The 26,472-nt window shown below is 60.7% G+C and carries 18 protein-coding genes and 1 riboswitch; of the genes, 10 read left to right on the forward strand and 8 right to left on the reverse strand.

What is annotated here, in order from left to right; genetic code table 11:
* Positions 1-136: 136 nt before the first annotated feature.
* From HDC35_RS00460 to HDC35_RS00470, 3 genes are read left to right on the forward strand one after another with little or no spacing between them, the layout of a single operon-like run.
* Positions 137-772, forward strand: coding sequence for a polysaccharide biosynthesis/export family protein (locus tag HDC35_RS00460; RefSeq protein WP_260397378.1), 636 nt, complete (start codon positions 137-139; stop codon positions 770-772).
* A 17-nt stretch (positions 773-789) separates the two neighbouring features.
* Positions 790-2,982: a GumC family protein gene (locus HDC35_RS00465; protein ID WP_184642925.1), complete on the forward strand. Its 2,193-nt coding sequence runs from the start codon at positions 790-792 to the stop codon at positions 2,980-2,982.
* A gap of 40 nt (positions 2,983-3,022) precedes the next feature.
* Complete coding sequence (locus HDC35_RS00470; protein WP_184642926.1) at positions 3,023-4,243, forward strand: hypothetical protein; 1,221 nt, start codon at positions 3,023-3,025, stop codon at positions 4,241-4,243.
* Between the two features lie 43 nt (positions 4,244-4,286).
* On the opposite strand, the gene HDC35_RS00475 is transcribed toward HDC35_RS00470, so the two are convergent.
* From HDC35_RS00475 to HDC35_RS00510, 8 genes are all read right to left on the reverse strand, one after another.
* Positions 4,287-5,402 carry a glycosyltransferase family 4 protein gene (locus HDC35_RS00475; protein WP_184642927.1) on the reverse strand — a complete coding sequence of 372 codons (1,116 nt, stop codon included), beginning with the start codon at positions 5,400-5,402 and terminating at the stop codon, positions 4,287-4,289.
* Positions 5,395-6,675: a lipopolysaccharide biosynthesis protein gene (locus HDC35_RS00480; protein WP_184642928.1), complete on the reverse strand. Its 1,281-nt coding sequence runs from the start codon at positions 6,673-6,675 to the stop codon at positions 5,395-5,397. Before HDC35_RS00480 ends, HDC35_RS00475 begins: the two co-directional genes overlap by 8 nt.
* A 340-nt stretch (positions 6,676-7,015) precedes the next feature.
* Positions 7,016-7,990 carry a hypothetical protein gene (locus tag HDC35_RS00485; protein ID WP_184642929.1) on the reverse strand — a complete coding sequence of 325 codons (975 nt, stop codon included), beginning with the start codon at positions 7,988-7,990 and terminating at the stop codon, positions 7,016-7,018.
* 227 nt (positions 7,991-8,217) lie between these two features.
* Positions 8,218-9,321 carry a glycosyltransferase gene (locus HDC35_RS00490; protein ID WP_184642930.1) on the reverse strand — a complete coding sequence of 368 codons (1,104 nt, stop codon included), beginning with the start codon at positions 9,319-9,321 and terminating at the stop codon, positions 8,218-8,220.
* Positions 9,321-10,094, reverse strand: a complete 774-nt coding sequence (locus HDC35_RS00495; protein ID WP_184642931.1) for a bifunctional 2-polyprenyl-6-hydroxyphenol methylase/3-demethylubiquinol 3-O-methyltransferase UbiG — start codon at positions 10,092-10,094, stop codon at positions 9,321-9,323. The genes HDC35_RS00490 and HDC35_RS00495 overlap by 1 nt, the downstream gene beginning before the upstream one ends.
* A gap of 39 nt (positions 10,095-10,133) precedes the next feature.
* Positions 10,134-11,414 carry a Vi polysaccharide biosynthesis UDP-N-acetylglucosamine C-6 dehydrogenase TviB gene (gene tviB, locus HDC35_RS00500; RefSeq protein WP_311770689.1) on the reverse strand — a complete coding sequence of 427 codons (1,281 nt, stop codon included), beginning with the start codon at positions 11,412-11,414 and terminating at the stop codon, positions 10,134-10,136.
* A 143-nt stretch (positions 11,415-11,557) separates the two neighbouring features.
* Positions 11,558-12,673 (reverse strand): glycosyltransferase family 4 protein, encoded by a 1,116-nt coding sequence (locus HDC35_RS00505; RefSeq protein ID WP_260397379.1) that lies wholly within the window; start codon positions 12,671-12,673, stop codon positions 11,558-11,560.
* A gap of 24 nt (positions 12,674-12,697) precedes the next feature.
* Positions 12,698-13,744, reverse strand: a complete 1,047-nt coding sequence (locus tag HDC35_RS00510) for a GDP-mannose 4,6-dehydratase (RefSeq protein WP_184642933.1) — start codon at positions 13,742-13,744, stop codon at positions 12,698-12,700.
* A gap of 423 nt (positions 13,745-14,167) precedes the next feature.
* Between HDC35_RS00510 and HDC35_RS00515 the strand changes: the two genes are divergently transcribed.
* From HDC35_RS00515 to HDC35_RS00545, 7 genes are all read left to right on the forward strand, one after another.
* The gene (locus tag HDC35_RS00515; RefSeq protein ID WP_184642934.1) at positions 14,168-15,541 is read left to right on the forward strand and encodes an exopolysaccharide biosynthesis polyprenyl glycosylphosphotransferase; all 1,374 of its coding nucleotides are present in this window, start codon (positions 14,168-14,170) and stop codon (positions 15,539-15,541) included.
* Between the two features lie 41 nt (positions 15,542-15,582).
* Complete coding sequence (locus HDC35_RS00520; RefSeq protein WP_184642935.1) at positions 15,583-16,551, forward strand: class I SAM-dependent methyltransferase; 969 nt, start codon at positions 15,583-15,585, stop codon at positions 16,549-16,551.
* Positions 16,552-16,604: 53 nt separating this feature from the next.
* Complete coding sequence (locus HDC35_RS00525; RefSeq protein WP_184642936.1) at positions 16,605-18,068, forward strand: YdiU family protein; 1,464 nt, start codon at positions 16,605-16,607, stop codon at positions 18,066-18,068.
* A gap of 111 nt (positions 18,069-18,179) precedes the next feature.
* Positions 18,180-19,364 (forward strand): nucleotide sugar dehydrogenase, encoded by a 1,185-nt coding sequence (locus HDC35_RS00530; RefSeq protein WP_311770690.1) that lies wholly within the window; start codon positions 18,180-18,182, stop codon positions 19,362-19,364.
* Between the two features lie 322 nt (positions 19,365-19,686).
* On the forward strand, positions 19,687-21,855 hold the full coding sequence (locus HDC35_RS00535) for a BamA/TamA family outer membrane protein (protein WP_311770691.1): 2,169 nt from the start codon (positions 19,687-19,689) through the stop codon (positions 21,853-21,855).
* A complete protein-coding gene (locus tag HDC35_RS00540; protein WP_184642939.1) occupies positions 21,855-26,090 on the forward strand; it encodes a translocation/assembly module TamB domain-containing protein in 4,236 nt (1,411 codons plus the stop codon). The genes HDC35_RS00535 and HDC35_RS00540 overlap by 1 nt, the downstream gene beginning before the upstream one ends.
* Complete coding sequence (locus HDC35_RS00545) at positions 26,090-26,311, forward strand: hypothetical protein (RefSeq protein WP_184642940.1); 222 nt, start codon at positions 26,090-26,092, stop codon at positions 26,309-26,311. Before HDC35_RS00540 ends, HDC35_RS00545 begins: the two co-directional genes overlap by 1 nt.
* Positions 26,290-26,465, forward strand: a riboswitch (yybP-ykoY riboswitch). (Overlaps the previous gene by 22 nt.)
* Positions 26,466-26,472: the final 7 nt, after the last annotated feature.

The following is a 26,472-nucleotide window of genomic DNA, read 5'->3' on the forward strand; positions in this document are numbered from 1 at the left end:
CGTCGCCATTACAGCCTGGATTTGACTGTCCCTTATGAACAGATTTTTCTTATGTTCCGCCGCCATGGTTCTGCTCGCGGGATGTGCAAAAGATGCGCCTCCGGTTGCGAGCGCGCCCGGGACTCCGGTCACCGCGATGTCGACGCTACCCCAGCCCGAGGCATCGGACGTTATCCGGTCGACGCGGCTGGCTTTTGTCGGGCCCTTTACCGAGCTTCGCGTCGAAGTGTTCGGCGTAGAGGAAATGCAGCGCGACATCATGACCGACGGGGAAGGGAATTTCGCTTTCCCGCTCATCGGCAATGTCGTTGCGGCGGGAAAAACGCCGGTGGTCATCGCCGAAGAAATCCGCACCAAGCTTGCCGGGAAATATATTCGTGACCCGCGCGTAACGGTGAATTTCAAGGCGCCGACAAGTGCGGCGCTCGCCTTCCAGTCGATGGCCGTGTCGGTCGACGGCGAGGTCAAGAAATCGGGTTCCTATCCGGTGGTAGGCCGGATGACCTTGATGCGCGCCGTGGCGTTGGCTGGCGGCATCACCGAATACGCGAAGCTCGACGATGTCGTGGTGTTCCGGAACGTCGGAAAGCAGCAATATGTCGGCATCTATAATTTGGGAGCGATCCGTCGGGGCAATTATGAGGATCCCGAAATCTTTCCCAATGACGTCGTGGTGGTCGGGGATTCCCCGCAGCGCCGTCAATTCAAGGATATTCTCGCGACTACACCGGCGTTCCTCTCGCCGTTGATCCTCCTCGCCAGAGAATTTTGACAGAGATGAATCGCAAAATGACTGAAGTTTCCAGCGACCAGAGTGTTGCGAGGTCCGCCGAAGCGGGTACGTCCCCTTATGACGAGGGCGGTGACGCGGGCCATTCGACGAACCTTCCGGACATCGAAAAGATACTGACCGCGATTTATTCGCACAGGATATGGGTCATCGCGTCGATCGTTGGCGCGTTGATCCTCGGCGTGGTCGCAACCTTTCTGGCGACGCCGGAATATACGTCGACGGCGCGGGTCGAGATTTTGCCGGACTCGCCGATCGACACCTCGGTTGACAGCAATCGGGATCGTGCGGCGGTCAACGAACTGGCCTTCTACAATACGCAATATTCGCTTTTGAAGTCGGAATCTCTCGCCGAACGCGTCGTGCGTGCGGGCAACCTTACCGCCGACAAGGCCTTTATCGAAGCCTTCGGTCTAGAGGCGTCGGAGGCCGGCATGACCAGCGCGCAGCGTCGCGATGCTGCTGATAATGCGGCTGACAAGCTGCTCGATCACCTCACCGTTTCGCCGGTTCGGACTTCGAGCCTCGTCGATATCAGTTTTTCGACGCCGTCGCCCACCGTCTCGGCCAAATTGGCCGACATGTGGGTTGCGCAATTCGTTCAGGCGACGATCGATCGCCGGTTCGCAGCGACCTCCGACGCGCGAAAATATCTTGAAACACGCCTCGAAACGCTGCGGAAAAATCTCGAAACGTCTGAAAGCGCCCTGATCAACTATAGCGTGAACAAGGGTATCGTGACGCTCTCATCGGGCCCCGACGGTTCCGGGCGGACGCGCACGCAGACGCTTGTCGCTGCCAATATTGCCCAAATCAGCGACTCCTTGGCAAAAGCTCGTGAAGCGCGCATCGCGGCAGAATCCGACCTTGCGAACACTATGACGGGTGTCGCCCAGGTCAGCGCTCCGGCGATCGGTGCGATGCGCCAACGGCGAGCCGAGGCGCAGGCCGAGCTGGCCCAGTTGCTCACCACCTTCGCCGACGATTATCCAACCGTTGTGGCGCTTCGGGCGCAGGTTGCGACGCTCGACAAGAGTATCGCGGCCGAAACCAGCCGCGCGTCGGGCGGCAACCGCGAAGCTTACAACGCAGCTCTAAAGCAGGAACGCGAGTTGCAGGCCGAACTCGACGGTTTGACCGATCGATATAATCGCCAGCAGCGTGAATCTATCGAAATGGCGATCCTTCAACGCGAGGTGGATTCGAACCGCCAGCTTTATGAGGGATTGTTGCAGCGCTACAAGGAAATCGGCGTTGCGGGCGTCGGGACCAACAATGTCTCGCTCGTCGATCGGGCAAAACCCGCGGACTCGCCCTCGAGTCCCAGCCTTTTGTTCAATATGGCAATTGCGCTGCTGGCCGGTCTCGGGTTGGCCGCAGGTATCGTACTGCTGCTGGAAAAAATGGATAGCTCGATCCGCGATCCGCAGGACGTGCAACCGCGCTTCGGCCTACCGCTCCTCGGCGTCATTCCAGAGGTATTCGGGCAATCGGTGGTCGAGGAGATATCCGACAAGAAATCCGCTGTTTACGAAGCCTATCTGTCGTTGATGACCAACCTGACGTTCCTGACCGAACATGGCGCGCCGCGGTCGATCATGCTGACGTCCTCGCGCCCGCAGGAAGGGAAGAGCAACTCGTCGCTCTGCCTCGCGACGGTGCTCGCAGCGACCGGAAAATCGGTCATCCTTGTCGATGCCGACGTCCGCAATCCGTCGCTCAATCGCTACTTGGAAATTCCCAATCAGCGCGGCCTTAGCCATTATCTGTCGGGCGATGATGATCTGAACGGCATGATCGCCGAACTTCCGAAATATGGCTTTTCGATCATTACTGCGGGCAAAATGCCGCCAAATGCAGCGGAATTGCTAGGCAGCGACCGGTTGGGAGGCCTGATTTCCACGCTTCTGAACCGGTACGACCATGTGCTGGTCGACTCTCCGCCTTTGCTCGGACTTGCCGACGCGCCGCTGATCGCCCGCCGTGTCGAGGGTGTCTTGTTCACGATCGAGGCGAATTCGACCAAAAACCGCGTGATCGCGACAGCGCTGAACCGTCTGCGGATGTCGGGCGCCAAGTTGTTTGGCGCGATCGTTACCAAGGTCGGCTTGCGGAACCAGGTCTATGGCTATGGTTATGGCTATGGTTATGGTTATAGCTACGGAGCCGGCAAGGGCGGCGGCGACGAATAGCGGTGCCCGTTGACAGCGAAACCTTGGTGAAGCCGTGAATATGACCCGAGCAATCTTGTGGCTGACTGGCGTCGCCGTGGCGGGCTTTGTCGGAGTGGCGAGTAGCGCGATCGTACATCAGGCAAAGCGGCCCGCGACGTCCTATATGCTCGGTGTCGGTCCGCTTGGAACTGCGCAAGGAAACCTGGCCTTTGCTTCTTACGCTGCACGGGTCCAGTCGAATCCCCGCGCGCAGGTGACCGCACGGGAACGCGAGCTTGCAGCAGCGGCTTATCGCAGCGAGCCTCTGTCGTCGTCGGCGCTTGGTCTGCTGATCCTCTCGAGGGACGGGAATGATCCAGCGCGGCGTTCCTTGCTCGATATCGGCGGGAAGCTGACACGGCGAAGCTCGCTAATCACCGCCGCATCGATCGATGCAGCGGCGCGAAGCGGTGACGAGGGCGCGTTTTTTCGCTGGCTGTCCCGCGCGATCCTGACGAACGAAAGCATGCGTGCCACCTATATCCGCGCCATGGCCCAGGCGACGGCGCGTCCGGGCGCGGTCGCAACGCTCGCGCCTGTTCTGGGGCCCAAACCCAGCTGGTCCGATCGCTATTGGGGCTATGTCGCGGCGATGCCTGAAAGCCTTGAGAATGCGGTCAAATTGCGCCTGCTTCTTGCAGGGGCACCCTGGCGGCAAACCGAAGTCACCGCTACTGATCGCAATCTCGCGCTGGCGCTGACAAAACGGCGTCAGTTCGACACCGTGCAACAGCTGGCATCGGGATTGCAGCGCGTTTCTTCCCGCCGCACGGCGCAGCACAATCTCCTGACCAACGGCAATTTCGATCAACCGTCGCAAATGCCGCCGATCGATTGGGAACTGGCGAGCGAGGGAAATTTGGGCGCCTCGATCAACGTGCGTGCCAAGAAACTGATTATCTCGCCCATCGCGGGCGCACATGGTTACGCCGCCCGTCAGCTGGTTCGGCTCGAGCCGGGACGCTATGATTTGAGCTGGACGCTGGCGAGCAATTCCCGGATCGGACCGGATGAACTGGTCGCGCACCTGTCCTGTGCCGAGAGGCAGGAGAAGGGCGGGATGCCGCCCGTCGAATTGGCCGTCGGGTCGCACAGCAAGGTGGTAGAGGTTCCGCAAACCCCGTGCCGTTGGTATCAGCTTTCGATCGACGCAGACCTTCCGGACATGGGAAGCGGCTTTGACGCTGAGCTTCGCACCATCCGCTTGACGCCGGCCTCGGCAAATCGGCTTTCTGGCTAAGCACCACATCTCCGCTTCGATCCGATTTTATCCGTTTCGCTGACTATCGCGGCTTGCTGGCGATAAAGGATTCGAACTTTTTCAAAATTGTTTCCGAAGATCCGATGTCTTCGAGGTGAGCCCGGCATTGGGCGCGGGCGTGCGCCAGTTGCTCCGGCCCGCTCAGTATCGCACGGATTGCCCTGGCCATATCGTCGGATGATTCCGGGTCGAAATGATATTCATCTCCCGGGGGCAGATAGCCGCGTGTCCCGCTATCCCGGGAGATGAGGACGGCGCACCCGGCCCAAGCGGCTTCGACGGGCGATACCGCGGCGGGTTCGTTCCGGGACGGGAGGATAAACAGGTCATGGCCCGAATAGACATCTGCCATCTGGCTGTGCGGGATATTCTTCAGGAAGGAAACGCGCTCCGAAATGCCAAGGTCCGCGGCTTGGTTTTCGAGGGCGTTTCGGAAACGGGTGTCGGCATCGGACGCTTCTTCCCCGCAAAAGCTGATCGTGAAGGGAGTCTTGGCCGCAGTCTTGCCCAGCGCGGCCAGGAGGAGGGCGTGCCCCTTGCGGTCACGATATTTGGCGACCATCAACAGACGAGGCGGCCATGCCAGTGGCCGCGTGGCGAAAGCGCGTGTCTCCTCTTCGCCTAGCGGGGAACCGAAAGGCAAGCTTACAGCCCGTCCGGCATTCGCTTCGCCTTCGCGGGTAAGGTCGACCCGCGACGTGAAATGCGGAATGCCCAGCCGCTTGAGCAGGGCGCGTCTGAGCCAGGTCCCGCTCCATTTGGCGGGTGCGACATCTTCCTGATCGTAGATGACCAGCCGGCGTCCCTGCAGGACGGCAAACAGGGCGGCCAGGCGGCAGAACCATCGGGTGATGCCGCGCACGATCACGACATCGGGGTCGATCGTCTGCATGTGCCGCCAATAGGCGCGAACGCCGGGGAAGCTTTGGAGTTCCCGCTTTTTCCCAATGCCTATCGCGCCCATGAATCGCGACAACCGTCCGCTATCATGTCGGACGGGCTGTATGAGTTCGTAGTTTTCCGTTGGGCCGAGCGCCATGACATCGACGGAAGGCTTATGCCCGGCAGCGGTCAATATTCGCATCCATGGCACGGCATTCGTGTGGTAGCGAGGCAGGCAAAAGAGATAGCTAGCCATCCGAACCGGCCTTGTTCTCATGCGCAATTCGGCTCGCGCCGCGCAGTTCAAACCGTGCCGTTATCAACATCGCCACGTACATCAACATGGCCCCGATAACGCTGGCAACCGCGACGCCGTTCACGCCGACAGGCCCCGCCAGCACAACCGACAAGGAGAAAAACAGCAGAAGCGCTCCGGTCGATATCAAAAGCAAAGGCCCGGTGCCGCGGAGTCCCTGGATGACCGCGTTCAGGTGAAGCCCGGCCAGGCCGATGCACTCGGCGAGAAACAGGAGGCCGAAAATGGTTCCGGCGCCCTGGTAGCCGGGGCCTGCAGCGAGCAGGACGATCGGCTCGCGAACGAGGTAGGCGAATGCGGCGAGCACTACGGCGATCGCCGCCGCGATGGCCGAAAGCCGCCACGTCAGTCGAGCGGCGTCAGAACCGCTACTGCTATGCGTGATCTTTACGATCTCCGGAAACAGGACCTGGTTCAAGGGGCCGGATATACGATTGACCATATTCGCGAGCTTCGACCCGACGGCGAATACACCCGTCGCGGCCGGTCCGATCAAGGCGCCGACGAGGAACAACGACAGGTTGCGTCGCATATTCCAAAGCGTCGACAACAGGCTGGTGCCCAGCGCCATGCGAAGAACCTGACGCAGATATCGACGCGTCAGCGCCGATCGAAGCGGATTCACCAAGGCGACGCCGTCACGTCGCATATGAACCAGCATGCGAATGAAAAGGGAAAAATTATAGGTCGCGGCAATGCTCGCAAAGCATATGACATAGATTTCAAGCCCGGCTTCGAAGAACCACAAGGCTGCCGATGCGCACAGCAGGGCCAGGCCCTGCGTAATCTGATTGCCGACGAGAACTGAGTAGCGGCCTCTCAGCCGGAAAAAGCCCTTGGGCGTACCCGCCACGCCCGCGAGCAGTGAGAGGCTATAGATAACGGCGAGTTCGCGATACCCGTCGGCTATGCCAACCGCCGGGGAGAACAGCAATATTCCGCCGATGGCAACCGTGGTGGCGGCCACCGCGGCGCAGATATCGAGCAGGATTCCGCTGCTGAGCGTCAGCCCCAGTCGCAGTCGCGACGTCACCCCAAGGCGGATTACGGGTTGCCAGCTTTCGAACGTGGCGAGCGATGAGATCATCGCAGCATAGGCCTGAACCAGCGCCAGAATGCCGAAATCCCGGACGCCCAGCGCCCGGGCATTCATGGCGAGGGCAAGCACGGCGCAGACGGCCTGAAATCCGCTCGAAGAGACGGTCAGGAACATCTGGCCTGCGATATGGCGGGCTCTTTTGCTTCCAAGGAGAATCATGACATCGACGGTCGCATCATGAGAAGGGTCTAGGGTCAGGGCCCATTATTTCCACGTTCGAGGCGTCGAAATGGCGAAGATTTCGGGCTTGGTCGGATGCAGCGGGTAGCATCGCTACCCGCAAGGCCGCGCGAGCCTGAGATCGAAGCCATTTCGGCGTCCCTTCGGGATTTGACCGATTTTGCCCATGGCTTCGTCGAAAAGTCTTGAAATATCGACATATTCCTGCACCTTTCCTCCTCGTCCCGAGCAAAATCGCTTCGCACCTCGAGCGCGGAATTAACGGGTCCTTACCCTAAGCCGGGCGAAGCTTTCGGGGGGTAAGCATACGAACGGCATAAGCCAACCCATATACGAGTAGGACGACGAGTATAACACGCTTGGCAGAAACGATGCCCCCGATCAGTTCTTTTCGCTGAATATATACAGTCAAATTGATAATCGACAGGATGAGCCCTGTCTTTAACAAAGGGCTCCTAATTCTATTCATGAAATATTCGAGGGCTTTGCACAGTCCTACAATGGCTAATACGACAAGCGGAATTCCCGCATATCCGAAAATGGCATAGAACTCCGCCCATATGTTCGCCGCCACGCCGCCACGGTATGCCGAAAAGAAAACTTGCTGGACTTGCGTGTTGTAGCCGCAGGTCGATACGTCCACAAATTCGTCCATGAAGGGAATCAAGGATATCGGAATATTCCAGAGATTGGAGCATGGCAGCGAATAGTCGTACGTGACTACGAAATCCAAGTGGGCAAAGGTCAGGAACTGCTCCAACCCGATAACGGCATTATCCATCAGGGGGTTCTCGGTCAGTCGGGTCTTGACCGCCGAGAAATCTCCCATCTTTACTGCGAGGTAGATGGATTTGTAGACGGCCAGAAAGAGAATCATGCCCAATGCACCAATGATATGCAGTGGCTTGAGCTTCAGCAGCGATTTGTTGCGGAATTGCAGGTAGACGCATCCGGCGATCGCAATCGCGAGGGCTGATCGGTGCCCGATATACATGACCAGCGCGAGCCCGGACAAGCTGAGCAGGACAAGCATCATATGCTTTTTCCATCCGACCATCAGCGAATAAACCAGACCAATTGCGCAAATGTTGTAGAATATATAATGGCCTCTGTTCGTGCTTTCGAGGACGAGGGACTTTGCCGATTCAAAAAGTTCCGGTGTATAAAGGGTATAGATGCCGAATACAGCGATAAATATCGCTATTGCTATTGCCTCATGCGAATAGTTTCCTTCAATGGACAGGTCCATTTTTTTGTCTCTGATAAAGAGTATTGCGGCAATTATGCTTATCAAAGCCAGCGCTACGGCGTAGATGGTGCCACTGTTGTAATCGATCCGATATCGGCCGCCATATTCCGATATATATTCGTAAGATCCGACCCAAAACGGAAGGAAATATAGTATCGTGGATACTAGTAGCCACACTTGGGGACGGAGAGCAAAAATCGGCGCATATGATGTAGGTTTGCGCTGCATTATCGATTGCCCATAATGGCTGCAAAGAAACGGGCGGAGTCCCGTGCATCGAGAAATTCGGTTATTTGCATGTTCCGTGAACCGGTATCTATCCGTTCCAAAGTGTCAGCCAGAGCCTCCGCTGTGTTTGCCTGCGCGACATGGACCGACGGGATGCTGTCCAGTCCGCCGGCACAATCGGTGGTTGCTATGCCGTATATGCCGCTGGCAAGCATTTCCAGAAAGACATTCGGAAAACCTTCGATGTCCGAAGTCAGCAAACCCACCTTGCATAACATGAACGCCGGGATCGGGTTGGCAAGATAGTCGGTGAAGGTGACATATTCGCTCAAACCCGATTGCCGGGCGTAATTTTCCGTTGCCTCGCGAAGCGGTCCGTCGCCGATGAATACCAGATGCATATGCGTCGCGCCGCGGCCATGGAGGACCTTCAAGACGTCCACTGCGCGCTGCGGATTCTTTACATCGAGAAGACGGCCGCACCATGCGATGAGGGTTTTGTCGGCCGGCAATGCGGACAATATCTCTGGTGAGGGCGATTGCAGGCCCTGCGCGATCCGGTCGGTATCGATCGGGTTGGGGATGACGGTCAATAAATGACGGAGGCGGTGATGCGTATTCGCATCCAGCGATTCCTTCATTCGGTCGGTTTGACAGATGATGAGGTCCTGCTTGCCGTACAGCCGATAGAGGATGGGATAAAAGCGCCCGAGACCCTTGAAGGTCCGTTCGAACATCATGGTGGATTCGCGTGCAACCAGCCGTTTCGTCCGCAGCAGACCGATCCATCGCGCGGCGCTGGATACCGCATTCAGGTGGATGAGCGAACTGAAGACAAGGTCGTAGCGGCGCCGCGCGAGGATACGGAGGAGACCGAATATCCCGCCACCTTCATTCCTGGCGAGTGTGTAGTGGAGCTTGACGTTGTCAAACTGCTCCAGGCCGTCGAGCGTGCCGCTTCGCGCCCGGCACAGGATAAAGCAATCGATCGTGTCGAACGCGCCGGAACGAGCCGCCTCGACGGCCATGGTTCGGGTGATGCGCTCGGCTCCCCCCATCCGGTCGCTCGGGAAAAGGAACAGCGCGCGGCGTGCTTTCGTCATCAGTCCGGCTTGCCCTGAACGGGCTTACGCAAGACGTAGATAAATGTTTCGGCGGCGTTTTTGCCCCTGAACAGAAAGGAAATCCCCTGAAACGCCCGCCACATCAGATAGGCTGGAACGAACGCCATGAAATAAGAACTGATCCAGAAAAGCTGCCGCTTTTCGACGACCAAGCCGTTAATCTTGGCCGAATGCTCGATCTCCCTCGGCGTGCAGCCGTTGTAGAACGCCGGAAAACCGTCGTGACCGAGCGCTTTTGCGGGAAAGAGCGCGAACAAGATTTTCTTCTTCACGCCCTCTGGAAGCAGAAGGTTCAGACGGGCAAACAGCGCATTGCGCGACGGCGCAAAGAGATATGCGCGTCCCCCTGGTTTGAGGATCGTCGCAATTGCCCGCATCGCGCCAGGGCCATCGGGAACATGCTCGAGCGTCGCTTGGCATATAACGACGTCGGCGTCGGCGTCGCCCACAAAGCTGCACAGATCAGCCGCGATGGTCCGATCGTAAATGCCAGTCGGCGCGAGCGCCAATTCCTCGGCGCTGATGTCGAGCCCGACAACCTTGAGCCCGTAACGCTTCTTGTCCTTCAACGAGGCATAGGGCTGGGACCCTCCGCCCAGATCGTACATCATGGGCCCTTGTTCGAGCGCTTCTGGCGCATAGGTTTCGCGGAAGGTACGCCCGCCGTCGCGCCGAACCGAGGCCGGTAGAAGCCGGTCGATCGCTTGCGAGGTTGCGATGTTGATTTTGGCGAACGCGCTAATGAAACCCAAGATATTTTGTCCTGCTAATATCGTGCACTCGGATGCCGGTCAGAGGCGCGCGTCGACGATGTTCCGGTCGAGCGCATATTTGAGGTCATAAACGACGCAGTTTTCCTTGCCGAAATCCCGGATGCGTTCCGGCTGAACAACGCCGTAATCGCTATGCGCCACCGCGAGCAGAATAGCGTCATACCGGCCCGGCTCCGGCGCTGCGATCGGCTCGATACCGAATTCCCGCTTTGCCTCGGCTGGATCGATCATGGGATCATACACGTCCACCGCAACGCCAAAGTCGCCGAGTTCATGGATCAGATCGACGACCTTGCTATTGCGGAGGTCGGGGCAGTTTTCCTTGAAGGAAAGCCCGAGCACCAGCGTGCGTGCGCCTTCCACCTGAATGCGACGTTTCAGCATCGTTTTCACCAGCTGACCGGCAACATAGCCCGCCATGCTGTCGTTCAATCGCCGGCCGGCCAGAATGATCTCGGGACGATAGCCGATCGCCTCGGCTTTGTGCGTGAGGTAATAGGGGTCGACGCCGATGCAGTGGCCTCCAACGAGACCCGGGCGGAACGGCAGGAAATTCCATTTGCTTCCGGCCGCTTTCAGAACGCCTTCGGTATCGATTCCCATGCGGTTGAAAATGATCGCAAGTTCGTTGATCAGCGCGATATTGAGGTCACGCTGGGTGTTCTCGATGACCTTGGCTGCTTCGGCCACTTTGATGCTTTCCGCCCGAAAGGTGCCCGCCGTGATAATCTGGCCGTAGAGCCGATCCACCCGCTCGGCCGTTTCCTCGTTTGACCCGGACGTTACCTTCATGATGCTGGGAAGTCGGTGTTCCTTGTCACCGGGGTTGATGCGCTCGGGCGAGTAGCCGACCGTGAAATCGACATTGAAGGTCAGGCCTGATCGTCTTTCGAGCACGGGCACGCAATCTTCCTCGGTACAGCCGGGATAGACCGTCGATTCAAAAACGACGAGGTCGCCGCGTTTCAAGACTGCGCCGACCGTTTCCGACGCCGAGATGAGCGGCGTGAGGTCAGGTCGCTTGTGACGGTCGATCGGCGTGGGGACCGTGACGATATAGACGTTGCAACTCCGCAGCGCTTCGGGGTCGGAAGATAATTCGAGCCGCGATGCCGCCTCGAGTTCCTCCGCCGTGGTCTCGCGGGTCTCATCATACCCCTCGCGCAGCGCAGCGATCCGGTCGGTTTTGATATCGAAGCCAACGACCGGAAACAGACGGCCGAATTCCACCGCCAGCGGGAGGCCGACATAACCGAGCCCGACTACGCCAATCCTGACGTCTTTCAACCATTCATCCACTGAATTCATCCTATTGTCTCTCGATCGCTTCGCACAGGAACCGGCCACACATCGAGCGCCAGGTCTCGAAGGCATCGCGGCCCCTGTTTACGGAATTTTTGGGGGAGTCAGGAATAGACTATCCGGCAATTTTTCGATCTTCTCTACGCGAAGCCATGTCCGTCCAACAAGCTCATATAGGCGTCGATAACAATCCTTTCATCGTAATCGCGCTCCATTCTTTCCCGCGCGGCGCGGCCCATCTCGACCTGTGCGGTATGGGACATCCCAAGAAACTCGACACATGCTCGCGCCAGATCCTCGCTGTCGCGAGGGCGAACGAGTATCCCGGAAACGCCTGCAGCAATGGGATCGCGGCACCCCGGCATGTCGGACGTAATCGCGGGACGTCCCGTGGCGCCCGCCTCCAGCAATGTGCGAGGCGTCCCTTCGCGGTAATAGGAGGGTAGAACGATACAATGGGCCTGCTCGATGGCCGGTCGCACATCGGCTGCCGAACCGAGATAGACGAGCCTGCCTTCCTCGACCCATTGATCGATCTGGTGTTGGCCTATCCCGGTTTTGCTGTCGGGATCGAGCGGGCCCAGCAATTGGAAAAGTGCCTCGGGGTGTGTGCGTCTCACTTGTTCCGCGGCGTCGGCGAAAATGCCGACCCCTTTGTCCCAAAGCATGCGCGCGACCAACAGGAACCGTATGCTGCCGTTGTGAGGGGGCACGGGCTGAAATGCGAAACGGGTCAGGTTCACACCGGATCCGGGCAACAGACGGACACGATCGGACGGTACGAGATGCCCGGCTAGGAAGATGTCGCGGTCGCTTTCGTTCTGGAAAAATACCGCTTCGGCGCGGCGGAAAGCTGCGCGGTAGAGGATGCGGACTACGCCATTCAACAGTCCGCCATCGTTGAAAGCAGGACCGAGCCCGGTCACGTTCGCCGCGAAGGGAATGCCAAGCAGCCGGCACGCGAGGCCCGCATAAATATTGTTCTTGATCGTATAGCCGAAAACGAACGTGGGACGGAGGCGGCGAAGGGTACGGAAGATGCTTATCAGCAGAGCAAGTTCGGCTATCGGCGAGGTGCCGTTGCGGTCCATGCTCAACGGAACAAAATCGCAGCCCATGTCCCGTACAGCGCCGACATAGTCGTCGGGCGGCGCAAGCACGGTCACCCTGTATCCGGCGGCAATCAGACGCTGAACCAATCCGGCGCGAAAATTGGCCAGCTTGAATGTCGTGTTGCCGGTCAGGACGATATGCATGCGATCGCCTTTCATCGCGATGCGCTATTTCCGGTAATATTCACGGAACCATGTCACAAATTGCGCGATCCCGTCGCGAAAGTCGGTTTGGGGACGATATCCCGTCAGGCGCTGCAGCAGTTCGGCGTTGGCCCAGGTAGCTGGGACATCGCCCATCTGCATCGGCATGTAGTTCCGGACGGCCTTGATTCCCAGTTCGGCTTCGATCGCCTCAACAAAATCGAGCAGACGTACCTTGTCCGAATTGCCGATATTCACGACGCGAAACGGCGCGACGGGCGACAGGCTGTCGCCTTCCTCGATTTCGTCCTTCGACGCGGGGCGAACGGGAGGGGTGTCGATGAGCAGGCGGATGGCTCGGACCAGATCGGTGACGTAGGTGAAGTCGCGATACATGTCGCCATGATTGTAGATATCGATCGGGCGGCCATCGAGGATCGCGTCGACAAATTTGTACAGCGCGAGATCGGGCCGTCCCCAAGGGCCATAGACGGTAAAGAAACGAAACATCGTCGTCGGCAGATTCCAGAGATGGGCATAGGAATGCGCCATGCTCTCGTTCGCCTTTTTCGTGGCGGCATAAATGGTCAGTTGCGTGTCCGCCTTCTCCAGTTCCGAAAAGGGCATTTCGTCGTTTGCGCCATAGACCGACGACGTCGATGCCATCAGGAGATGCTCGACCTCGAGCTTGCGAGCAGCTTCCATGACGTTGAACGTGCCGACGACATTGCTTTCGATATAGGCGCGGGGGTTCTCAAGGCTGTACCGGACTCCCGCCTGGGCAGCGAGATGGACGATGATATCCGGCGCAAAAGCTTCGGCCGTTTGCCACAATTTCTCGTCATCTTCGAGCAGGGCCTCGGTCGCGTGAAAATTTGCGTGCTGTAACAGGGTCTGATGCCGCCGATGCTTCAAGTTGACGTCATAATAGTCGGACATGCCGTCATAGCCATGAACCTCGAAGCCCTCGTCAAGCAGCAGGATGGCGAGATGAAATCCGATAAAGCCTGCCGTACCCGTAATCAAAACCCGGCGTGCGGTCGTGCGCGGCTCATTTCGATCCGTTGTCATTGTTTATCGTCCAATATTGAAAGGGGGGAGGCGACCCGCTTGTTACGGATCGATGATCGGGGGTCAGGTTAAGCTCGGTCGATAGAGCCTCTTCGATAATCTGCTCAAGCTTGCGGCCACGCCATTAGCCGAAGTCCATTCATAAGCAAATGCCGATCGCCGCGGACGCCTTGCCCGCTGGAAGGGATATTCTTCTGTTTTCAGCTACATTTCGCCGGTTCAAAGGCATGGACTGGAAGCGAGATGGGACAGGCTGTGCCCAAATTACCACGTAATGATCGAATATGGTCGCGACGCGTTCCACCTATATATGTAACGGAGCCGTGGTCTTCGCGATATGGTCCAACCCAAAGATTTGGGTGGCCAAAAAGGGAGGGCTGATATCGATCACTCCGAACGTGGAATTTATCATTGAGTCCGTTTGTGCTTGTGCGCAAATCGTTGTTGTTTTTCTTTGAATTTCCAAACTATCCGGATACGAAAATTAGCATGAAAGCCCTACCTGTGAATCAGACCGAACAGGTGTTCACGAGATCACGCTCGCTGCCCCATTTTTTCGGCTTGCTCCGGACGCAATTGCTGCTCTGTCTGCTGTTCGGCGTGGCCTTGCCGATATTCCTATATATTCGCGGCGACTTGTCGTTTCTCGCGCGCAATCCGGCAGCCATCAATTCGTCAATCGCCGCAGCCATCTGTACGATGATTGCCGTCGTCACAGTGCGCAAGTTCGGCGCCTTTCCGGGTACCATCGGCGTCAGTTATGTTTTTCCTTCTCTTGCGGGTGCTTACGGCATTGCGATGGCCGGGATCTTGCTGGTGCGCGCGCCGTATAGCGGTGCGTTGCTGATGCTCACATTCGCCACCAGCATGGCTGTCCGTTTTGCAATCGGCGCGCTCGAGCGCCGCCGCGAAGGCAAGCAATATTATCTGGTTCCCGGTGGCAGCATCGATCGTATAAGTCGCGATCTCGACGCGGCATGGATCATGCTTGAAGCGCCCGTGTTGCCGAGCGACGGCGATGTGGTCATCGTCGCGGACCTCCATCACGATCATTCTGCCGAATGGGAGCGCGCCTTCGCAATGGCCGCGTTGAACGGGATCGGCGTTTATCATTACAAACAGGTGTGGGAAGCCTCGACCGGCAAGGTCCGCATCGAACATCTGTCGGAAAATAGTCTCGGCTCGCTGATTCCGAGCAATTCCTACGCGAAGGGCAAGCGGCTCATCGACATCCTGCTGTCGCTGGCCGTCCTCCCATTGCTGCTTCCGATCCTGCTGATAACAGCGCTTGTCATCCGCTTCGATTCCCCGGGTTCGGTCTTTTTCCGCCAGGAACGAATCGGCTATCGCGCGCGACCGTTTCGCGTCCTGAAATTCCGCACGATGCATTCGCGCGAGGTCGCCAAAGCCGACCGCGTCGATGACGCGATTACAAAGGACGATGATGCGCGGGTCACCAGGCCAGGACGGTTTCTTCGCCGGACGCGCATCGACGAACTCCCCCAGATCCTCAACATCCTTCTCGGCGATATGAGCTGGATCGGCCCGCGCCCCGAGGCGAGGCCGCTTTCCGAATGGTATGAAAAGGAAATCCCTTTCTACTCCTATCGCCATATCGTGCGGCCGGGGATCACGGGTTGGGCGCAGGTGAACCAGGGGCATGTCGCGGGCATCAGCGAGGTGCATGACAAGCTCCGCTATGACTTCTACTACATCAAGAATTTCTCGATGTGGATCGACCTCGTCATTCTGTTCAAAACCGTGCTCGTTGTGGTTCGAGGTTTTGGTGCCAAATAGGTCGTGGCGTCTTTTGCCGGACCATATGGAAAGTTTGATGCGTGTCCGATATTGATTTCCCGAACTTGCTGGCATGCCCGGCTGCCCATCGTGCGCCTGTCGTGGGCAGCGGCAAGAGGTGGGGGTGCAGCGATGCCAATTGCGAATATGCAATGGAAGCAGGCGGCTTTCCGGTCTTTCGCGGGATACCGGTGTTGATCGACTTTGCGGGCAACACGCTCTGCCGGCGCGAAGCCTATATCGACGCAGAAGGCGGCAGCGACGTTTATATGAAGCGCCGTCCCGAAAGTGTGAAGAAGCGGCTTCAACGCCTTACCGGCGGGACGAGTTCGGTCACGCTCGCCAATTGCCGGCGATTTCTCGACGAGATCGGAAAGATTGCGCCGGTTCCGCGGATCCTCGTCATCGGCTCGGGCGAGCGCGGCCAGGGCACCGACATGTTGTGGGAAAACGACGGGGTGCAGCGTGTCGGCATCGATATCTATCCAAGCCACACTACCCACGTCGTTGCCGATGCGCACGACCTGCCATTTCGCGAACAAAGTTTCGACGGGGTCTGGATTCAGGCGGTGTTGGAACATGTGGCGGAGCCGCAGCGCGTCGTTGCCGAGATCGAGCGTGTCCTGAAACCCGACGGGATCGTCTATGCTGAAACGCCCTTCATGCAGCAGGTGCATGAGGGCGCCTACGACTTTCAGCGCTTCAGCGTGACCGGACACCGCTTTCTCTTCCGCCGGTTCGATGCGTTGGCCATGGGGGGCAACAAGGGGCCAGGTGTCGTTCTGGCTTGGGCGATACGTTATTTCTTATGGGGCCTGCTGCGCAGCCGCAAGGCTGCCACGGCGATTTCCTATCCGCTGCTTGTCGTCTTGCGGATGCTGGACCGGTTCATGGACCCCCGCGCGCTGTGGGATGGTCCGTCGGGCACATATTTTCTCGGCCGCAAGAAGGACGGGCCGCCGATTCCGCAACGCGACCTGCCGGCGCTCTATCAGGGGTTCCAGCGCTGATGTCCCTCGCTGCGAGCTTGCATTCATGGCGTTCACGCTCGACATAGGGCGTTATGGATTTCGCCTTCGACAACAGCTTCCATGACCGGATGGAAGGCTTTTATGCTCCCGCTGCGGCAGCGAAGCCCCCGGCGCCAGAACTTCTCGCTTTCAATGAACCGCTTGCCGCGCGGCTTGGGCTAAATACCGAACACACCGATCGTGAAGAACTGGCCCGATTGTTTTCGGGGCAGGCGTTGCCCGCGGGGGCAGCGCCGCTGGCCCTCGCTTATGCAGGCCACCAGTTCGGTCATTTTTCGCCGCAACTCGGTGACGGCCGCGCGCTGCTGCTGGGCGAATTGATCGCGCCCGACGGCGTGAGGTTCGACGTTCAGTTGAAGGGATCCGGGCCAACAGCCTTTTCGCGCAACGGCGATGGCAAAGCCGCGATCGGCCCGGTTCTGCGAGAATTTCTCGTGTCCGAAGCCATGGCCGCGATGGGTGTGCCGACGACACGGTCGCTGGCTGCCGTTGCAACCGGCGACCGTGTACAACGCGAGCGGAGCCATCCCGGCGCCGTTCTCACGCGGATCGCGAGCAGCCATATCCGCGTCGGAACCTTCCAGTTCTTCGCCGCCCATTTCGGCGCCGACCATGTGGCCCAGCTATCCGATTACAGCATCGGGCGTCATTTCCCCGATCTGGCCGATGCACCCAATCCGCATCTGGCATTGCTCGACCGCGTCATCGCGCTGCAGTGCGATCTGGTGGCCCATTGGCTCGGCGCCGGGTTCATCCACGGCGTGATGAATACCGACAATGTTGCGATCAGCGGAGAGACCATCGATTATGGTCCCTGCGCCTTCATGGACCGGTTCGCTGTCGAAACGGTGTTCAGCTCGATCGATGCGAACGGGCGTTATGCCTATGGTCGCCAGCCGCAGATCATGCACTGGAACATGGCGCGCTTTGCCGAAGCCTTGTTGCCCGCCATCCACGCGGTCGACCCTGCAGACGTCGATCGCGCCAAGGCGCTGGTCGATGCGATCCCGGAGCGTTTTCGGGAGGCCTGGTTCATCAGGATGCGTGCGAAGCTGGGCCTTGGCCAAGCCCACGATGACGATATCGCGCTGATCGATGCACTGTTCGGCGAACTTGAACTGCATGCGGTCGATTTCACTTCCTTCTTTCGAGCTCTCGCGCAATTGTTGCGCGGCGACGGGGCGATGCTGAACGCGTTGCTGCCCACCGCCGACGCGATGGCGCCTTGGATCTCGGACTGGTGGGCGCATCTCGAACGCGAAACGATCGCACCGCTCGAACGCGCCGACGCGATGGACCGGGAGAATCCGCTTTATATTCCTCGCAATCATCGCGTCGAACTGGCACTCGCCGCCGCCGAAACGGGCGACCTTGCTCCCTGGCGCGAACTGTTGCACGTGGTTCGCAACCCTTACACATCACGCGCGGAATGGGCCGATTATGCGCAACCCGGACCCGAGGATGCCGCTCCCTATAAGACCTTTTGCGGAACCTGAACGGGGCGCCCGGCCGCCAGTCACGCCCTGTCGCGCAAGGGTTGAGCGATAGGGCCCCCGCTGTTACGGGGCGACGCCCGCATGATCCTGCGCGACAGAGGAAATATCATAGTGCCGAACACCCCGGTAAAAATCGCAATCGTCGGAACCGGCTATGTCGGTATTTCCAACGCTGTTCTGCTTGCGCAAAACAACCGGGTCGTCGCGCTCGATATAGACAGTCGCAAGGTCGAACAGCTCAACGCGCGGATGTCGCCCATCGCCGACCCCGAGATCGAGGAATATCTGACAAATCGCGAACTGGATCTGGTCGCAACGACCGACAAGGCGCTCGCTTATGATGGCGCCGATTTCGTCGTCGTCGCGACGCCGACGGACTATGATCCCGATTCCAATTATTTCGACACGGGATCGGTGGAATCGGTGATCGCCGACGCGCTGAAGATGGCACCGGGCGCGATGATCGTCGTCAAGTCGACCGTTCCCGTCGGCTTTACCGACCGGATGCGCAGCGAGCATGGCAGCGAGGCGATCGTCTTTTCGCCCGAATTCCTGCGCGAAGGACGCGCGTTGTACGATAATCTGTACCCGTCGCGTATCATCATCGGCAATACCCATCCCCGCGCCGCCGAGTTCGCGAACCTGTTGCTCGCCGCGTCGCTGAAACCCGATGCGACGGTGCTGCAGACCGGCAACACCGAGGCCGAGGCGATCAAGCTTTTCGCCAATACCTATCTTGCGATGCGCGTCGCCTTCTTCAACGAACTCGACACCTATGCCGCGATGCACGGCGCGGATTCGCGCCAGATCATCGACGGGGTGGGGCTCGATCCGCGGATCGGGCAATTTTATAACAATCCCTCCTTCGGCTATGGCGGCTATTGCCTGCCCAAGGACACCAAGCAAATGCTCGCCAACTACAAGGAGGTTCCGCAGAACCTGATCCAGGCGATCGTTTCGTCGAATACGACGCGCAAGGATTTCGTCGCGTCCGAGGTGTTGAAGCGCAAGCCGCGCGTCGTCGGGATTCACCGGCTGGCGATGAAGGCGGGCTCGGACAATTTTCGCGCGAGCAGTATTCTGGGTGTGATGAAGCGGATCAAGGCCAAGGGGGTGGAGGTCATCATCTATGAACCGCTGCTCGAAGAGCCGGCACTGTTCAATTCGCGCGTCGTACACGACCTCGCGGCGTTCAAAGCCGAAGCCGATGTGATCATCGCCAACCGGATCGGCGACGAACTCGCCGATGTGATCGACAAGGTCTATAGCCGCGACCTGTTCGGGGTCGATTCCTGAGCGGGGGAACTTGATCGGCGCGGGCTCGTTGATCGGGGGCACCCACCGAACGGGCAGGGGAAATGCGACGAAATGATGGGGCATGCGGACGTTTCGGCCATAGAATCCGGTTGCGCCGCCGCCGCGGGCACGCCAGACAGGCGTCATCGGCGGATCACAGATGCATTTACCTGAAATAACATGTGCAAGCCACTCGCGGCGACCGTCGCGGGTGCGGCATCTGTCGGTCCTTTCGGTGTCCATCCTTGCTTTGGGCTGGACAGCGTCAGCCGGGGCGCAGCAGGTCGCGCCGTCCGCCGTCGTGCCGACGCTCCCACCGGCGGTGGACGAACCGATAGCGTCGCCGACACCGCCGCCGCCGGAGGCGCAACTCCCCGAGGTCGCGCCGATCATCCAGGACGACGAGTTCGACAAGGCGATTCCGCCGATCGCCGCCGAGGACGACGCCGAACTCGACCGCCCGCTCGAATCCATCGCCGATTTCGAGAAGCGGCAGGCCGCCGAAGCGGCGAAGGATTCTACTGACTCCGGAGAAACCGCTGTGGAGGCGCAAGCGCCGACGATCGACGGCGCGCCCGTCCCGGCGCTGGCCGATGGCGATACGGTCGAGGCGATCGGCGATGCACCGATCAGCGACCAGGAACTCGCGGCCCCGCTTCCCTCGCTTGAAAATTTCAACGTCGAACCCGTGGTTTTTGCCGAGGCAGAGGAAAACAGGGGCGACGTCAGCATCGCTTATTCGGTGAAGGTCAACGGGCTCGATGCGGCCGACGACAGCACCGACGTCGATCTGGCCGACCTGTTCGGCGATTTGTCGGCGCTCTATGATGGCGACGGCAAGGCCGACAATGCCGCGATGATCCGCGCGCGGCTGTCTGCCGACGGCGAACTGATGCAGCGCATCCTCGCGTCCGAGGGCTATTATGACGCGGTCGTCGATACGCGGATCGATCGCGGGGAGCGTTCGGAAGGACAGGAACGCCAGCGCCGGCCCATCACCGCGGTGATCGACGTCAAGCCGGGCAAGCGCTACACGTTGGCGGACATCATCATCGACGCGGCGCCGACGATACCGCCGAGCCTGATCGCCGACAATTTTCCACTGAGTGTCGGCGAGCCGATCGTCGCGCAGCGCATCCAGGGCGCGGAGGCAGCGGTCGCGCTCAAGCTGCCGGAGGAAGGGTACCCCTTTGCCAAGGTCGGCCAGCGCGACATCCTGCTCGACGACGCCACGGGCGACGGGGTTTACACGTTGCCGATCGACATCGGTAAGCGCTCGCGCTTCGGCGGGATCGAGACAACTGGCGACCTCGCCTTCGATGCCGAGCATGTCGAAGTGTTGGCGCGCTTCAAGCGCGGCGATCTGTATGACAGCCGCAAGGTCGACGACCTTCGGCAGGCGCTGGTGGCGACGGGCCTATTCGCGACAGTCGCCGCCGAGCCGCAGCCGACCGGTGAAAGCGCCGACGACGGGACCGAATATGTCACGATGCTCGTCACGCAGCAGGCCGGACCGCCGCGGACGATTGCGGCGAGCGCGGGCTATGGCACGGGCGAGGGCCTGAGGCTCGAGGGCAGCTGGACGCACCGCAACTTCCTGCCGCCCGAAGGCGCGTTGATTTTCCGTGGCGTCGCCGGGACGCAGGAGCAGGGGGTGGGCGCAACCCTGCGTCGGTCCAACGCCGGGCGCCGCGACCGCACATTCGAACTCGTGACCGAAGTCACACGCAGCACCTATGATGCGTTCAACGCGATCACGGGGCGTGTCGGCGCGCGGGTCAGCTATGATTCGACCCCGATCTGGCAGAAAAAATTCACCTATGCCTATGGCGCCGAGCTGATCGCGACGCGCGAGGATGATTATGACTTCGTCGCGGGCGACCGCAGCTATGATTTCTATACGATCCTTGGCCTGACGGGGCAGGTCGGGATGGATCGCACCGACAGCCTGCTCGATCCGACCAAGGGATTCCGCGTCACCGCGCTGATCCAGCCCGAAGGTTCGCTCGCCGGGCGCTTCTCACCCTATGCGCGGGCGCGGCTCGACGTCAGCGGCTATTATCCGGTTACCGATAGCATCGTATTGGCAGGCCGCGTCCGCGTCGGTTCGATTCTGGGCGCGGCGCGCGAGCGGCTGGCCCCGTCGCGGCGCTTCTATGCCGGCGGTGGTGGGTCGGTGCGCGGTTTCGGCTATCAGGAACTGGGGCCCAAGGATCCGAATAACGATCCGATCGGCGGCCGCAGCGTCAACGAAGCCGCATTCGAGGGGCGATATCGGTTCGGCAATTTCGGGGTCGTCGGCTTCGTCGACGCGGGACAGGTGTATCGCGGTTCGACACCCGATTTTTCGAACCTGCGTTTCGGCGCGGGGGTCGGCGCGCGCTATTATACCAATTTCGGCCCGATGCGGTTCGACATCGCGACGCCGATCGGGCGCAAGCCGGGTGAGGCGCGGGTCAGCGTCTATGTCTCGATCGGGCAGGCCTTTTGATGACCGACGACGCTGCCTTCGATGCCGAACAGGCCGCGCCGGCGCCAAGCCGATCGTGGCCGCGCACGACCTTGCGCTGGATCGGGTTGGCGCTGCTCGGGTTGATATTGCTTTTCGCCCTGTTTCTCATCGGGCTCAATAGCGACGCCGGACGCCGTTTCGTCGTCACCCAGATCGAGAAATATGAATTCGAAAACGGGATGAAGATCGGGATCGGCCGGCTCGATGGATCGCTCTATGGCGAGATGGTCATCCGGAATTTTACGCTGTCCGACCCAAAGGGCGTCTTACTCGCCTCGCCCGAAGTGCGGGTCGACTGGCGGCCGATTCGCTATCTTGCGAACCATGTGGATATCCGATCGGCCACCGCCGCGACGATGACGATGCGTAAATTGCCCGAATTCAAGCCGGTTCCCGACACCGGCGAGCCCTTGCTTCCCGATCTCGATATCGACGTCGGGCTGCTGCGGATCGACCGCTTTGTCTTCGAACCCGCCGTTGCGGGCGAACGCCAGGTGGCGACGCTCAACGGCAAGGTCGCGATCGCCGACCGCCGGGCGCAAGTGACCGCAAACGCCGCGACGCTCAGCGGCGGCGGCGGACAGGGCGACAGGCTGAAATTGCTGCTCGACGCGGTGCCCGATCAGAACCGGCTGGCCGTGACGCTCGATGTTTCGGCACCCAAGGACGGTGTGCTCGCCGCGATGGGCGGCTTCGAAGAAACGCTGACCGCGAAGCTCGACGGGCGCGGCGACTGGAAGACCTGGAACGGCAATCTGACCGCGAACCTCGGCGCCGCGCCGCTCGCGCGCGTTGCGTTGACGGCGCGCCACGGCACCTTCGCGGCAAAGGGAAGCGCCCAGGCGTCGCGACTGTTCGCCGAAGGACCGGCAGCGGAGATATTGGGCGGCGAAACGGCGATCGACCTGACCGCGCGGCTCGACAAGCGCAAGGCGGCGGTCGACGGACGCCTGTCGTCGGACACCGCCGAGCTTGGTATAAGCGGCGGCATCGACCTTGGCACCAATCGCTACGAGAGCCTGCAACTAGCGGTCAATATATTGCGGTCGGGCGCGATTGCGCCGGCGGTGAGGGCGAACGGCCTTCGCGCGACCGCTACGCTCGACGGAGAGTTCGCGTTGCCGACGGTCGATTATCGGGCGAATGCGAACAGCCTCGCGGTCAACGATATCGTCGTCGAGGGACTGAGCCTTGCCGGCAAGGCGCGCGTTGATGCCGACCAGATCGCCATTCCGGTCGCGGGCCGCGCCGCGCGAATTCGCGGCCTTGACGCCGTTGCTGGCGGCACGCTCGTTCAGGTCCGGCTCGACGGTGACCTGGCCTATAGCGACGGGCGCATCCTCAGCGATAATCTGCGCCTTCGTTCGCCGCGTATCGACGCCAAGGCGATTCTTGTCGCCGACCTCAACAAGGGTTTCTACACCGGGGCGATCGACGGACGGATCAACGATTATCGCATCGAAAGCGTCGGCATTTTCGATATCGACACCGATGCCGATCTCAAGACCGCGCCGCGCGGCGGGTTCGAAATCGCCGGCCGAGTCCGGGCACGATCGACACGGTTGTTCAATTCGGGAGTGCGCGACTTCCTCGGCGGCAACGCCACGGCATCGAGTGACGTGCGCTATGGCACCGACGGTCTCGTCCGTTTCGCCAACCTCCGCCTCTCCGCCCCGCGCCTGCGGATTACCGGCGGGCAGGGGAGCTATACGCCGAACGGGCAGATCCGGCTGACGGCGCGCGCCCACTCGACCGACTATGGTCCGGTCGGTGTCCAGGTGGCCGGCACAATCAGCGATCCCAACGCGGTCGTGACCGCCGAACGCCCGGGGCTCGGCATCGGCCTTGCCAAGCTTGTGGCGCGCATCAACGGCGCGCCGGACGGCTATCGCCTCGCCGCGACGGGCGAGACGGACTATGGTCCCCTGTCGGCCGATGTCCTTTTGCTCACGGCGAAAGGTCCGCTGACGATCGATGTCGAACGCGGCGACCTGTCGGGCATCGGCTTCAAGGGGCGATTGGTGCAAAGCGATGTGGGGCCGTTCGTCGGGCGGCTCGACGCATCGGGGCAGGGACTGGGCGGTCTCGTCCGCCTGAGCGCGGCGGGTCAATATCAGGCCGCCGCGATCAACGTCCGCGCAAACAATGTCGTGCTGCCCGGCGCGGCGCAGCTTTCGGTCGGTTCGGCGATCGTCGATGCCGACGTCACGCTGTACGACAATCCGCACGTCGTTGCCGACATTCAGATTGCGCAGACGCGCATCCGCGAATTCGATATCGCCGTCGGCAGGGTCAAGATCGACTATCGCGACGGCAGCGGCCGCGCGCAGGCGCTGGTCGAAGGGACCAGTGGTGTGCCGTTCCGCGTTGCCGCCAATGCCGACCTGAAACCCGACTTGTGGCGCGCATCGGTGCAGGGCCGGGCAACGGGCATTAATTTCCGCACCACATCGCCCGCGCGGATCATCCCTGGCGCCGACGGCTATGAATTGCTGCCCACGACAGTCAACCTGGGCCGTGGCAGCAGCGCGCGGATCGCGGGCCGCTTCGGCGAGGGCATCATGTTGCAGAGCCGGCTCGAACGCGTCAATATGGCGATCCTCAACGCCGTTTATCCCGATATGGGCCTTGGCGGCCGCGCTTCGGGAAGCCTCGATTTCGAACAGGCCAGTGCCGACAGCTTCCCGCGCGCCGACGCGCGGCTGACGATCACCGGCTTCACGCGGACGACCGCCGCCTCGGTCAGCCAACCGGTCGACGTCAATTTTGCCGGCAAGCTGCTCAGCGATGGTGGCGAAGCGCGGGCCGTGATGCGCAAGCGCGGCAGCGTGATCGGACGGATGCAGGCATCGCTGCGGCCGCTTGGCGCGGGGGCGGGCAGCTGGACCGAACGCCTGATGGCAGCGCCGCTGGGCGGCGGTATCCGCTACAACGGCCCCGCCGATACGCTCTACTCCTTCTTCGGTCCCGCCGACCAGCATGTGACCGGACCGGTCGCGGTTGCGGCCGATTTCAGCTGCAGCGTATCCGATCCCTGCCTGAACGGGGTCGTGCGCGGCAAGGACATGGTCTATGAAAATCAGATCTACGGCACGCGGCTGACGAACATGGTCGTGAACGGTCGCTTCACCGGGAACCGGCTGGAAATCGAGCAGCTCAAGGCAACCGCGGGCGACGGCACCGTCGAGGCAAAGGGCTTTATCAGCCTGGCGTCGGCCGACGGCTATCCGATGAGTATCGCGGCGACGCTCGACAATGCGCGGCTGGCGCGCAGCGAAAATATTGGTGCGCGCGCGACGGGCAATCTGACGCTCGAAAAGGTCGCGGGGCAGACGGCCTTGCTGTCGGGCAGCCTCCGCCTTCCCGAAACCCGGTACAAGATCGTGCGCGAGGGCGCAGCGCAGGTGCCGATATTGACCGGGGTCCGCCGCAAGCCGCCCGCAGGCCGTCCGCGGATCAGCGGTGACGGTCTCGCGGCGGTCGGCGGCAGCTTGTTCGACCTCATCCGGCTCGACATCGCGCTGGAGGCGCCCGACGAAATCTATGTCAGCGGCATGGGGCTCGAATCCGAATGGAAGGCCGACATCGTGCTGCGCGGCACGACCGAGGCGCCGCGCGTGACGGGCGAGATCGAGCTGGTGCGCGGGACGCTGGGCTTCGCCGGGCGTTCGTTCGAATTGCAGGAAGGCCGGGTGACCTTCCCGACTGGCGACGCGTTCGACCCTGCGATCCGGCTGCTGGCAAGCGATACGATCGAAACGGTGACGGTGAATGTCAGCGTGACGGGTCGCGCGAGCAATCCCCAAATCGCCTTCTCGAGCGTGCCCGGCCTGCCACAGGACGAGATCGTGTCGCGCATCCTGTTCGGCGATTCGATCACGACGCTCTCGCCGCTCCAGGCGGTCCAGCTCGCCTCGTCGCTCAACGCGCTGAGCAGCGGGGGCGGAGGACTGAGCCCGCTCGGCGCGCTGCAATCGGCGACGGGGATAGACCGGCTTCGCATTCTCGGCCCCGACGACACTGTGGGGCGCGGCGCGGCGCTCGCCGCCGGGCAGTATATCACCAAGGACATCTATCTGGAGGTGATCACCGACGCGCGCGGCTATACCGCGACGCAGCTGGAGATCAGCCTGACTCCGGCGTTGTCGCTGCTGAGTCAGGCGGGCGGGTCAGGCCAGTCGAACCTCAGCATCCGCTACCGCAAGGATTATTGATGCGCGCCGCCATCCTGTTCCTGTCCGTGCTGCTGCTCTCAGCGTGCGAGGACGAACCGCGGTTCGACGAGCGCTATGACAAGGCGGCAACAGAGATCGAAGCGCGCGCGAAGGCGATGGACGCCGATATCGCGAAATCCGATCAGGCTGCGCCTGCGGCGTCAAAGGACTTGTCTGAGACCGCGAAGCCGTCTAACCCGCCGCCGTCATCTGGGGAGTAGCCAGCCGTCCTTCGCGACGGGCCGCCGCGTCAACATACTTGGCCGAGAGGTCATGGTGCGGTGGAAACGGGAAACCGTTTGGGCGAGACCAATGGCATCGACCTTCGTCCGGGCCGGACGGCGGGTCCGGTGTCTATTGGAATCGCAGCCGTCCGGCCCCG

The organism is Sphingopyxis sp. JAI128 (genome assembly GCF_014207235.1).
Classification (GTDB): domain Bacteria; phylum Pseudomonadota; class Alphaproteobacteria; order Sphingomonadales; family Sphingomonadaceae; genus Sphingopyxis.